The 12,183-nt window shown below is 68.6% G+C and carries 9 protein-coding genes and 3 pseudogenes; 6 read left to right on the forward strand and 6 right to left on the reverse strand.

Annotated features, from left to right (window positions below; translation table 11 throughout):
• Positions 1-114: 114 nt before the first annotated feature.
• Positions 115-333, reverse strand: a pseudogene (locus P3T39_RS36335) (IS982 family transposase); the annotation flags it as partial.
• Positions 334-349: 16 nt separating this feature from the next.
• Here P3T39_RS36335 and P3T39_RS36340 point away from each other — a divergent pair.
• Positions 350-670 (forward strand): annotated as a pseudogene (locus P3T39_RS36340) (IS4 family transposase); the annotation flags it as partial.
• A 252-nt stretch (positions 671-922) separates the two neighbouring features.
• Here the strand turns inward: P3T39_RS36340 and P3T39_RS36345 are convergent.
• From P3T39_RS36345 to P3T39_RS36365, 5 genes are all read right to left on the reverse strand, one after another.
• On the reverse strand, positions 923-2,017 hold the full coding sequence (locus tag P3T39_RS36345; RefSeq protein ID WP_280703601.1) for a hypothetical protein: 1,095 nt from the start codon (positions 2,015-2,017) through the stop codon (positions 923-925).
• 34 nt (positions 2,018-2,051) lie between these two features.
• Entirely contained in the window at positions 2,052-2,960 is a 909-nt protein-coding gene (locus P3T39_RS36350; RefSeq protein WP_280703602.1) for a methyltransferase domain-containing protein, read from the reverse strand.
• A gap of 283 nt (positions 2,961-3,243) precedes the next feature.
• Positions 3,244-4,296 (reverse strand): LuxR C-terminal-related transcriptional regulator, encoded by a 1,053-nt coding sequence (locus P3T39_RS36355; protein ID WP_280703603.1) that lies wholly within the window; start codon positions 4,294-4,296, stop codon positions 3,244-3,246.
• Positions 4,297-4,600: 304 nt separating this feature from the next.
• Complete coding sequence (locus P3T39_RS36360; RefSeq protein ID WP_280703609.1) at positions 4,601-5,599, reverse strand: GNAT family N-acetyltransferase; 999 nt, start codon at positions 5,597-5,599, stop codon at positions 4,601-4,603.
• Positions 5,600-6,037: 438 nt separating this feature from the next.
• Positions 6,038-8,107, reverse strand: a complete 2,070-nt coding sequence (locus P3T39_RS36365; RefSeq protein ID WP_280703604.1) for a phospholipase C, phosphocholine-specific — start codon at positions 8,105-8,107, stop codon at positions 6,038-6,040.
• Between the two features lie 157 nt (positions 8,108-8,264).
• Here P3T39_RS36365 and P3T39_RS36370 point away from each other — a divergent pair.
• The 5 genes and pseudogenes from P3T39_RS36370 to P3T39_RS36390 all read left to right on the forward strand — a co-directional run.
• Positions 8,265-8,615 (forward strand): annotated as a pseudogene (locus P3T39_RS36370) (MFS transporter); the annotation flags it as partial.
• A gap of 226 nt (positions 8,616-8,841) precedes the next feature.
• Positions 8,842-9,012, forward strand: a complete 171-nt coding sequence (locus tag P3T39_RS36375) for a hypothetical protein (RefSeq protein WP_280703605.1) — start codon at positions 8,842-8,844, stop codon at positions 9,010-9,012.
• A 14-nt stretch (positions 9,013-9,026) separates the two neighbouring features.
• The gene (locus tag P3T39_RS36380; protein WP_280703606.1) at positions 9,027-9,212 is read left to right on the forward strand and encodes a hypothetical protein; all 186 of its coding nucleotides are present in this window, start codon (positions 9,027-9,029) and stop codon (positions 9,210-9,212) included.
• 252 nt (positions 9,213-9,464) lie between these two features.
• Positions 9,465-10,670: a cytochrome P450 gene (locus P3T39_RS36385; RefSeq protein WP_280703607.1), complete on the forward strand. Its 1,206-nt coding sequence runs from the start codon at positions 9,465-9,467 to the stop codon at positions 10,668-10,670.
• Positions 10,671-10,990: 320 nt separating this feature from the next.
• Positions 10,991-12,046, forward strand: coding sequence for a type III polyketide synthase (locus P3T39_RS36390; protein ID WP_280703608.1), 1,056 nt, complete (start codon positions 10,991-10,993; stop codon positions 12,044-12,046).
• The last annotated feature ends 137 nt before the right edge of the window (positions 12,047-12,183 follow it).

Raw genomic sequence — 12,183 nt, forward strand, 5'->3', positions numbered from 1 at the left:
AGGCCGAGGAAGATGCAGAGGACCAGCCCCTGCACGGCGTGTTGGTAGCGCTCTATCAGCAAGCTCTGCCGACCAGCACCACCAGTTCCGCCTAGATGATCGATTCCAAGGGGTTCAGTGGTCGTACGCCGTCAAGGCGCGCATGACTGGCTGGCCGGTGTGGTCGTTGTGCCAGATCGCGGCGGTGAGTGCGAGGATGCGTTGCAGGACGCGGACGGCCACCCCGCCAGGGGTCCGGCAGCGGTGCCGCTCGAGGTCGAGTTGTCCCTTGAATGTCTCGTTGATCGACTCGATGACTTGCCGCAGTGGCTTGAACAGCTGCGATCCTGCCCGCTGTGCCGGTCCGGTCCGTCTGATCACCACGATTCTCGACCCGGAACAGGCCCCGGCCGAGGAGTTGGCCGCGCTCTACCACGAGCGGTGGGAGGTGGAAGGGGTCCTGGACGAGATCAAGGTCCACCAGCGCGGCCCGGACGTGGTCCTGCGCTCGCGGCACCCCGATGGTGTCGAGCAGGAGGTCTACGGCTTCCTGCTCGTCCACCACGCAGTCCGCCAGGTGATGCACACGGCCGCGACACAGACCGGAATCGACCCCGACCGGCTGTCCTTCACCCGTTCCCTACGCGTCGTGCGCCGCCAGGTCCCCGCCCAGGCGGCCTTTTCCCCCTGAGCGCCTCGCCGCCGCCTGGAACCGGGCCCTCATCGAGATCACCAGCCGCCTCCTGCCTGTCCGCCGACTGCGGGCCTTCCCACGCGTCGTCAAGCGCAAGATGTCCAACTGGGCTCTCAAACGGGCCTCTCACCGCTCCTGGCCTCAACCCGCCACTCCGCTGGCCGAAGCGATCACCATCACCGCAGCCTCAAAGACCGCCCCGGCCAAACGGAATCCCAAGCCCGAAACCCAAAGTCAGCGGCATTGCATCTAGGTGGCCAGCTGCTTCCACCACCAGGCCGCGGCCGGGACGGGCAGCGGATCGGTGCTCGGGTCGGTCGGGGTGTCCCGCCAGGTGATGTTCCAACTCGCCCCGGGGACGGGGACGATGTGCCGGTTGCGCGGGCTGGCGTAGCGCGGCGCCGCGTTCATCCACTGGATGCTGCCGACGATGTAGTGGCCCAGGGCTTCGAGATAGCGCAGAAGCTCCGGGCCCGCGCTCCGGGCGATCTGCTCACGCAGCCGCAGGAAGAGCACCATCGTCCGGTCGCGCACCGCCACCGCCGCCCGCAGGGCCTCCTGTGGCGAGCAACGGTGGTGCTGGGCCAGGACGTTGACGATGTTCTGCTCCAGCGTCTGCTGGCTGTCCTCCTTGGCGTACGAGAACAGGTCGTTGTCGTAGCTCACCACGGACCCCGCCACGTCGGTGAGGGCCTGCACGGAGTCGGAGTACAGCTCGTCGCCGGGGACCTCGATGCCCTGGGCGATCAGGCTCCAGGCGAGCGAGAACCGCGTGCCGTTGACCGACGGCCGTATGGCGACGTAGTCGGACAGCGTGGGCATGATGCCGCGCTCGGTGTTGCCGGCCTGCCACGCGGCCCCGAACAGCCAGTCGCGCAAGCCCTCGGTGACCAGCCGGAACTGCACCGGAGTGGTGGCCGCCCGGGTCCGGCCGACGAGGTCTTCGAACGCGGCGGTGAGCGGCCCGGCGCCGAGCAGCGCGGCGCCCGGGGTCTCCAGGCAGCGGGCCACCCGGGCGTTGAAGTCGACGATGCCGGCCGTGGTGGTGGCGGCCGATCCCGTGTCGTGCACGTTGTCGTCGAGCGCGAACGCCCAGTGGTTCCAGAGGATGAAGAGCAGCAGCTTCTCCTCGTCCCCGTGCGGAATGATGCGGCAGCTGAAGTCCGTGCTGTGCGTTGCGAGGCCCCAGGCCCGGTCGACCGCGTTCTCGTAGAGGCCGAACTCGTCCACCCAGGCGATGGCCCGCGCCTCCAGCCGGGCGGCGCCCGGATGGACGGCCGGTTCGATCGGGCAGTAGAAGGGCGGCAGCTGCCAGCCGATCGCGGGCGCGCGAGTCGTCGTCACGGGTGGCGTCGTCACCGTGGTCGTCCCTGTCATCTCAGCTTGCCCGGAGGCGGAAGAGCAGGATGCGGGTCTCGATCGAGTGGTCCCGCCAGACGCGGAAGAACTTCCCGTGCGTGAGCGCCGACTCCGTCAGCCGCTCCCGGGCGATCGGGGAGGCGCCCCCGTGCTCCAGCCGGTCCAGTTCCAGCGTCGTCCACGCCATGCTCTGCACCCAGAACTCGGCCACGCGGTCGGTGATGTCCTCGTCCTGCTCCAGGACGAAACCCGCGTCCCGGGCGGCGGAGATGTACTCGGTGAGCGTGCCGAGCCGCGTCTTGTAGTAGCCGTCGATGAACTCGATCCACTCCGGCCGGCGCAGGAAGTGATCCTGAACCCCGAACCAGCCGCCCGGCTTGAGCGCGTGTGCCATGACCTGGAACAGGCGGCCGCGGTCCATGTACCCCGAACTCTCGAACGCCACGGCCGCGTCGTAGCGGTGCAGGTCGCTCAGGTGGTGGATGTCGCCCAGCACCGGCGTCACCCGGTCCGCCACCCCGGCCTTCCGGGCGAGGTCTCCGATGATCGGCACATGGTCGGCGGCGATCGTCAGCGCGGTCACCGAGGTGTGGTGCTCCTGCGCGAAGTAGAGGGAGGTACCGCCGAGCCCGCACCCCGCGTCGAGCAGATGCGCCGGCGGATGGGCCGGTACGCCCCACAGTTCGGCCGCGTGCCCGACCATCGCCTCCTGAGCATCGACCAGCCGCCGGCGTATGACCTCCTGCGCGACCGTCGTGTTCGGGGCGTCCCCGGCGGCGAACAGGCCGACGTGGAAATGGACTCGTGGGCCGGGGCCGTACTTGTGGAGGATGTCGCCCGTCTTCTTCGAGTAGTACAGCGGCACCTGCTGTTCATCGAAGCCCGTCTTGTCCACGGCGGCGGGTCTTACTGCGAGGTGGTTGTCCACCGGTCCCCTCTCGGTACCTGTGCGCGGAATGCAGCGATCCGTCCCTGCCCACTCATGATCACTTCAATCACAAAAGTGGCCTGAACCTGACATCATCGGAGCAAAATTGGCTTGATCTCTACCAAGGTTGACGCCCTGACGGCGTGTCGCTCCCACGTCGAAGGGCCCCTCGCTGCTGCGAGAGGCCCTCTATGACTGTACACCGCCAATGAGTTGGAAACCCGTTCGCCGCGTCCTGGACGGGAATGCAAGTCCGTTGCCCGGCAGAGATCGTGGTCCTGGATCAGTTCCCGGCCGCGGTGCGTGACGCGGTCAGTGGTTCCGTCCGGTGGGTGAGACCGTGGCGCTCTGCCAGCACGCCGGCCTGGAACCGGCTGTCGGCGCCAAGATGTCGGTACAGCTCGGAGATGTGCCGACGGCAGGTGCGCAGGGACAGTCCGAGCCGGCGGGCAATGACCTCGTCCTTCAGTCCGTCGGCCAGTAGGCGCAGCATGGTGCTCCTGGTCTCGTCCGATACCGTGCGCGCGGCGGCAGGTCCACTCCGGAACGGGGTGGACCGGCTCCAGAGCACCTCGAAGGCATCGGCCAGGTAGCCGACGACGGAGGGCTGGCGGACCATGACCACGCCCTCGGGGTGCTCCTGATCGGGAAGGAAGGCGACTTCCTGGTCGATGACGAGCATCAGGCCGCAGAGTTCGCCGGTGGTCCGAATCTCGGAGCCGGTGGTGCTCGCCTCGTGGGCCTGGTTCTGCGTGTGCCGGTGGAAGCGTGCGGGGTGCTGGTAGACGATCCGTGTCCGTGCCTGGCGGCCGATCGGTGACAGTTCGCGCAGGAGTACGTCGGCCAGCGCCGAGGCCGAGTGGCCGCCACCGGGCCGGCAGATGGACAGCTCTTTTCGGGAGCGGTGCATGTGCTCGCAGACCACCGCACGCGCCGTGTGGAGGTCGGGAAGGATCTCCAGGATCTCGGTGGGGTTGTGCTGCGCCTGTGCCGGGAGGACCGAGTGCACTGCCGTCCGGGTCTTCTCCATCCGCTGTCTGCGTGCCAGCAACTCGGCCTCGCCCTGGTCGAGTTCGGCCTGGACCCGGGCCAGCACGGCTGATGCTGCCTGCGGCCCGGCGGCCACCAGGGACCCGCCGAACGCGGGGCGCAGTAGGTCCCACCTCCGAAGGATGCTGATCGAGTCGCGGCACGAGACGGTGCTCAGCCCGGTTTCCACGCTTGCCCGGAGGAGGTCGGTGTCGTCGAAGCACTCTTGTCGTCTGGCCCAGCGGTAGAAGGAAATGGCGTTGGTGTCGATCTCGGGGGCGGGGATGCCGTTGGCCGTTGTGTCCATTGAGAGCTCTTTGCTCGGTTCGAGGCGGTGGGTGCGGCGCGGTAAGGGGAGACGGCCGCCCGTACTCTGCTCAGATCCGGGCTTCGGTCTGCCGGCCGGCGGGGTGGGTCTTGTGGTGATGGCACGCGTCGAGCGGGAGCTTCTGGCCGCCCGGGAGATCCCGCGGCTCTACCCCGTCCCGCCGGACCTCGGCGCGCACGCGGCCGCCGCGCTGCACCGGGCGGCTGCGCGGGGTGAGAGCGGTAGTGACCAGCAGCCGGCACACCCGCACACTGGAATGCGCCTTGGTCGCGACCGGAAAGCGTCAGTGGGCTTCCAGAGTGTCGATCTGGGCCTCGACGTCGGCGACGGTGGCGTCGGTGCGGTATCCGACCTGGTGGTTGACCCGGATCATGTGGGCATTGTCTGCGGCGGTGTTCGTAGCCACCCAGTCGATCTCAGGCCGTTCGGCCGTCAGCCATTGCATCTGCCGGGCTTTGATGAATCGCCCGAGGCCATGGCCGCGGAAGGCGGGGAGTACCGCCGTCTCCTGCTGGTAGCCGACCGTCGGCCGGGCCGAGCTGATCACCATTTCCGTCAGCCCCGCCACCGTGCCGGTTCGCTCGTGGACGGCGACGACGATCCGTTGCTCTTCGCCCCGCTCCCGCAGGTCGGCCTCGTGCTGGCGGACCCGGTCCACCGTCCAGTCCGGGAACCGGAGGCTCGACTCCCCCGTCGGTGCGTCCATGATGGCGGTACGGGCCCGCGCGTACCCGGCCACCAGGCCTTGCGGAGCCGCGCCGGTCCACTGCTCGGTCCGGAATCCCGCCGGTGCCGTGACCCGCCACAGATCCGGATCAACGTCCGGGACGGTGAGGCTCTGCAGGACGAACTCCTGCACCTTGCCGAACCCCAGGGAACTCGCCCACTTCTCGCCGTCACCACCGACCTTCAGCCCTTGCCCGGTCACCACGACCCGCCCGACGGTCCGCGCGTCGGGAAGCGTCGCCCGCAACAGTGCAGTGCCGATGCCCCGTCGGCGATCTCCAAGGGCGACCCGCACACTGGTGATGGTGAGTTGGAGATTCTCCCGGTCCGGGAGCGTCAGGGTCACCATCCCGACAATGCGCCCGTGTGCCCGGGCCACCCAGAACCGCTGTGTACCCAGCAGCGAAGTCGGCATGCGCAGTTGCTCCGCGAAGGCCGCGCACGAAGGCACCGGCCGGCCGGGGAAGTCCGCACTGAATGCCGCCGTCGACACCTCGTAGCACTCGGAGATCTCACGCTCGGTCGCACGGGCCGGAAAAAATGACGCGATGTCCATATGCACGACTGAATCAGCTTTCCTCGCCACCGTATGGTCAGGTCGATGTCCAGCGCATCGGGATCGTCGAGGTAGTCGAAGTCCATCCCGGCCACCGCCCGGTCCAGTGCTGCGCCGAGCACTGCGCGCAGCCGCTCGGTGTACTCCTCGACCGACCCGGTGACCTCCACCAGGAAGCGGCTGAAGCCGGGAGTCGGCGCGTCTGCCGCCGCGGGCGGGGTGTCGACCCGATCGCGTTCGGCGATGAACTGCGCGTCCTCTTCGTCCAGGCCGGCGTCCATGTAGTCGATGGGTGCGTGCATTCCCTCTGCTGTGCCTTCCTTGCTGCCTGGCCGGATCGGCCCTGGCCGGGGTGCGGACCGCTGGTGCCGCGCCGGTGCCGTTCGCCCGGTTCTGGACCGGATGAACGGCACCGGCGTTTCACGGCGGGACGGTGCCTCAGCTCGTGGCGATGGCCGGGTCGCTCGTGCTGGCCCGGCCCGTCTCGACGTGGCCCGCCAGGCGCCGGAGGAAGGCGCTGTCCTCGTCGGACGTCACCGACAGGTCGTACCAGCCGTGGGACCGCTCGGTGTGTGCGGTGTGGACGGCGCGCGCGTTGGGCCGGAGCCGGTAGCTGGTGGGGTGCTCATGGCCGTAGGCGTTCGTGACGGTGAGCCGGATCGGCGTGGTGCCCTCGTTGGTGAGGACCAGCCGGACCTGTCCGCTGTTCCCGTCGTGGCGTGCGCTCACCTCGGGGCCCGCGCCGGCGAGGGAGCCCTTGAACTGCCGCTGGAAGCCGTTCGGCCCGTGCACCGAGAAGTCGTAGGAGCCCTGGCTGTCCGCTGCGGCGCTCCAGGAGCCGGACAGTTCCCGCCCGGCCTCGACGGTGTAGGTCCAAGGTCCGTCCGGGTTGGTCGCGGACGTCACGTACAGGTTCGCGCCTGCCCTGCCGAGGTTGGCGAAGTCGATCCGCAACCGGCCGTCGGCGGCACTGGTGCAGCCGTCGGCCGCGAGGTCGTACGGCAGTGGCCGGGCCGGGCGCAGCCCGGGCTCCTGCCGCGGCAGCGCCGGGTTCGCCGGAAGCGTCGGCACGTAGTCGGGGTGCCGGTTGTGGTCCGGCGGGAGGTAGCCGCTGGTGCTCGGCAGCGCCGGCGCCTTGGCGTCGGTCCGCGCGAAGTCGAACGCGGTGGTCAGGTCACCGCAGACGGCGCGGCGCCAGGGCGAGATGTTCGGCTCGTGGGCCCCGAAACGGCGTTCGATGAACTGGATGATCGAGGTGTGGTCGAACGTCTGGGAGCAGACCCAGCCGCCCTTGCTCCAGGGCGATACGACGAGCATCGGGACCCGCTGCCCCAGGCCGTAGGGGCCGGCGACGCTCTGGTCGGAACCCGAGGGGGTGAAGAGCTCCCCGGTGACGTCCACGGTGGACTGCCCCTGTGCCGGCGAGGCCGGCGGGTACGGCGGCACCACGTGGTCGAAGAAGCCGTCGTTCTCGTCGTAGGTGATCAGCAGTGCGGTCCTGCTCCACACCTCGGGGTTGGCCGTCAGTGCGTCCAGCACCTGGGAGATGTACCAGGCTCCGTAGTTGGCCGGCCAGTTCGGGTGCTCGCTGAAGGCTTCGGGCGCCACGATCCAGGAGACCTGCGGGAGTTTGCCGGCCTGCACGTCGGACTTGAGGATGTCGAAGTAGCCGTCGCCGGCCTTGGCGTTGGTGCCCGTGCGCGCCTTGTCGTAGAGCGGGTCGCCCGGGGCGGCGTTGCGGTACTGGTTGAAGTACAGCAACGAGTTGTCGCCGTAGTTGCCGATGTAGGCGTCGCTGGTCCAGCCCCAGGAGCCGCCCGCATTGAGGCCCTCGCCCGCGTCCTGGTAGATCTTCCACGAGATCCCGGCCTTCTCCAGCCGCTCGGGGTAGGTCGTCCAGGAGTAGCCTGCCTCGGCGTTGGTGATGACCGGGCCGCCACCGCTGCCGTCGTTGCCGACGCAGCCGGTCCACATGTAGTAGCGATTGGGGTCCGTGGGACCGAGCAGCGAGGCGTGGTAGGAGTCGCAGATCGTGAACGCGTCGGCCAGCGCGTAGTGGAACGGTATGTCCTCCCGGGTGAGGTGGGCCATGGTCGTGGCGGTCTTGGCCGGCACCCACTGGTCGTACTTGCCCTGGTTCCACGCCTTGTGGCCGCTGTTCCAGTCGTGGTCGAGGTCCTGGAGGAACTGCAGGCCGAGGTTGTCCGCCTCGGGACGGAACGGCAGAACGTCCTTGGTGCCGTCGGACTGGTACCAGACCGGCTTGCCGTTGGGAAGGACCACGGGCCGCGGATCACCGAAGCCGCGGACGCCGCGCAGTGTGCCGAAGTAGTGGTCGAACGCGCGGTTCTCCTGCATCAGGACGACGATGTGTTCCACGTCCCGCAGAGTGCCGGTACGCCGGCTCGCCGGAATCTCCGCTGCACGGGCGATGCTGGTCGAAAGAGTGGACAAGGCGGCTGTACCGCCGGCCAGTTGAATGAATCGTCGGCGGTTGATGGCAGTCATGAAAGACCCCTCCTGGGTCGGTCGTCCTGGGCGGAGCCGATACGCGGACTTCCCGCCATGTAGGGGGAAAGCCGCTGATCAGCCCCCCGTCAACTTAGACGGCCACGGACATTTCCGTCAGCAGGGACGGGACATGACGGCCGCTCAGGCGGACCCGGGTGCGGGCCTGCTGCTGCTCGTTGTCGGCTACGGCGCGGTGTCGGTCGGTGTGGTGGCCGGCAACATCATCAAGTCCGGTTTCACCCAGCGTTACTGTCCCACCGGAATGCTCGGCCGGGTCAGCGCGACCTCCGCGTTCCTGAACTACGGCACCATGCCGCTGGGAGCGCTGCTCGGCGGCACACTCGGTTCATCGCTCGGCGTCCGCCCGGCCCTCTGGATACTCACCGCCGGTGTCCCCGCAGCCGCTCTCTTCCTGTGTTTCTCGCCGATCCGGCGCTACCGCGACCTGCCGACCGAGCCGCTACGGGCGGGCCAACAAGCGGTGGTTGCACCGGCTCTGTCGTAGCATCAAGGACCTCAAGGGTAGGGAGCTCTCCTCGATCGCAGAGGAATCGGCGGAGGGCCGGCCGTGTGGCTGTTCGCGCAGACGGACGATCTGACGCTCAAGCCCGGGCGTTGTGCCGGTCAGGTCTCGCGCTGCGGCCGGTACTCCTCCTCCGGCACGCCGGAGGTCCAGGCGACGCCGGCCCGGGCTGTCGTGGTCCGTCGGCGGACGGCACTCACTGGACGCCGTGGAACGACACGTCCGCCTGATCGACCGTGTCCAGGAACAGACCGGTGGCTCCACGAGACATGATCTGCTCGCCATCGGCGCGCGCAGCGCGGAGTTCCTCGGCTGGCTGTACCAGGACCTCGGCGACGCTTACCGGGCAACCACCCCGGGCCCCTTGCCGAGCCGATGAGAGAAGCTCTGACGATGGATGCACTGATCACGGATGCCACTTCTGCCGACGAACGCCGCCGAGGACCCAAGGTGGCCGTCCTGCCAGTCGGCAGCTTCGGGCAGCCGTCGCTCGGAACCGCCGCCAAGGGCAAGACCATCCTGGACAGCCTGTCCCGCAGTGCAGCCGCTCACCTCGCTGTTCTTGCGGGGCTCAGGTAGCTACCAGACAGTTCGAGCCCTTCCAAACCATCTGGGAAGGGCTCCCTGCACACCACCGCAGCCCCGACGCCCCGGCCGCCCGCTGGTGGACCCCGTTCGGTCGACGTGCAGACCGTCGGCTCTGAGCAGCACGGATGAATTATCGGGGTGCATGGGCTCAATCCGGTATGCGCGGCGATCGATCGGGTACCGGTGTCCCGTCCATCGCCAGCCGCCTGATCCTGTATTCAGAGCCCAGACCCGGAGATCCGTATGCCCCCCGGCTCCAGCGCACGGAACTGTCCATTCGACTACGCCGAGGCCCTCGAGTTCGATCCGACGCTCAGGCAGCTCCTGAACGACGAACCCGTCGCCCGAATCCGGCTGCCCTATGGTGAAGGGGAGGCGTGGCTCGTCACCGGTTACGACGATGTGCGGACGGTGACCACCGATCGGCGTTTCAGCCGCAGCGCCGTCATCGGCCGGGACTTCCCGCGGATGACGCCCGAGCCGATCGTCCAGGCCGAGGCGATCAACGTGATGGACCCGCCGGCCAGCAGCCGGCTGCGCAGCCTGGTGTCCAAGGGCTTCGCGCCGGACCACATCGAGCGTATGCGGCTCCGCACCCGGCATGTCGTGAACGAGCTGTTGGACCGGATGGCTGAGCACGGATCCCCCGGCGACCTCATGGAGCACCTGGCCGGGCCACTGCCCCTGACCACGATCTGTGAGGTCCTGGAGATCCCCGAGGCCGACCGCTCGCGGTTGCGCGCCCACGCACGGGCGATGATGGACGTCGGTATCGACAACCGAGCCGAAGCGGTACGGGCCAAGGCGGACCTCCGTGCGTACTTCGCGACGCTGACGGCGCAGCGACGCGCGAATCCCGGCGAGGACCTGATCAGTGCGCTGGCGACGGCCCGCGACGGTGACGAGATCCTCAACGAGCAGGAGCTGACCGTCATGGCCATGGTCCTGCTGATCACCGGCCAGGACACGACGACCTACGAGATCGGGAACATCGCCTACGCCCTGCTCACCCGGCCCGACGTGCTCGCTCTGCTGCGCGAACGCCCGGAGATGCTCCCGCGGGTCATCAACGAGCTGCTCCGCTTCATCCCGTTCCGCAAGGGTGTCGGTATCCCGAGGGTGGCCATCGAGGACGTGGAGCTGAGCGGGGTGACGATCCGGGCGGGCGACATTGTGCACGTCTCCTACCTGACCGCCAACCGGGACGGCCGCAAGTTCGACCGACCCGACGAGCTGGATCTGGAACGCACCGGCCCGTCCCACATGACCTTCGGCTGGGGCGCGCACCACTGTCTCGGCGCCCCGCTCGCCGAGGCCGAAATCGAAGTCGCGATCGGCACGCTGCTGGAGCGCTTTCCCCGGCTCGCCCTGGCAAAGCCCGCCGAGGAAGTGGAGTGGAACACGACGTCGATCTGGCGCTATCCGCTGGCGTTGCCCGCGGCCTGGTGACGGCCGCGTGAAACCAAGGCCCGCTGCCACTGGGCGCAGCGGGCCTTGCCATGCCGGTGCACCGGCCGTCCGTGGGGCGTGGGGATCGAGGTGCGGCTGTGACCCGTCTGCCGTAGATTGTTTGGCGCTGGCCAAATCCACCTCGCGAATGGTCTGTCCGCCCGCACAGCGAGAACCCAATCCTCAATGGTCGGCCCGTCTGCACCCGTCCCAGGGAATACGCCTCCGTGCGCCTGCGTCCGCAGCGGCTGCCGCCGACCGGTGAATCCCCGGGCCGGCCAAGGCCGTACCGGGACCACCGTCCGCTAGGAGGAGATCCCATGGCAGTTCTGTGCAAACCGGCAATCGCGGTCCCCGACCACGTCATAACCAACGAGGAAACCCTCGAACTGGCACGGAGACTGCACGGTGGCCATCCGCAACTGGAACTGGCCCTGCGTCTGATCGAGCACACCGGGGTGCAGAAGAGACATCTGATCCAACCCATCGACGTCGTGCTGAAGCACCCGGGGCTGGAGGCCCGCAGCATCGTCTACGAGGCGGAGTCCAAGGCGCGTGTGCCGGACGTGGTGCGCCGGGCACTCGACCAGGCACAACTGGAGCCGCAGCAGATCGACTTGATCATTTATGTGTCCTGCACCGGCTTCATGATGCCGTCGCTGACGGCCTGGCTCATCAACAGGATGGGATTCCGGTCGGAGACGCGGCAGATGCCGATCGCTCAACTCGGTTGCGCGGCAGGCGGCGCGGCCGTGAACCGGGCCCACGACTTCTGTATGGCGTACCCCGACGCCAACGTCCTCATCGTGGCTTGCGAGTTCTGCTCGCTGTGCTACCAGCCCACCGATCTGGGTGTGGGATCGCTGCTGTCCAACGGCCTCTTCGGCGACGGGATCGCCGCCGCGGTGGTCCGGGGAGAGGGCGGCACCGGGATTCGTCTGGAACGCAACGGCTCGTACCTCATCCCGAACACCGAGGACTGGATCTCCTATGCGGTTCGTTCCACCGGCTTCCACTTCCAGCTCGACAAGCGGGTGCCGGGGACGATGGAGCCTCTCAGCCCGGCGCTGCGCGCCGTGGCGGAACAGCATCAATGGAACGTCGGCAAGCTGGACTTCTACATAATCCACGCGGGCGGTCCGCGCATCCTGGACGACCTGAGCCACTTCCTCGACGTGCCGCCCGAAGCGTTCCGCTTCAGCCGCGCCACGCTCACCGAGTACGGCAACATCGCCAGTGCGGTCGTGCTCGACGCTCTGGCCAGGATGTTCGACGAACAGTCGGCGCTGGACGGCCACCAGGGCCTGCTGGCCGGCTTCGGCCCCGGTATCACCGCCGAGATCGCCCTGGGCACCTGGGCGGCGCCGGACACCTGACGGCCGCAGCACCGCGTCGGACGGTCGACGGGGGGGGGGGGGGGTGGGGCGGTTATACCCCACCCCCCCCCGGCCCCCGGGGGGGGGCGGGGGGGGTAAGGGGGGGCGGGGGGGGGGGTGGTTTGCGATTAGGACGG

Origin of the sequence: Kitasatospora sp. GP82, assembly GCF_029892105.1 — a bacterium.
Lineage (GTDB): Bacteria > Actinomycetota > Actinomycetes > Streptomycetales > Streptomycetaceae > Kitasatospora.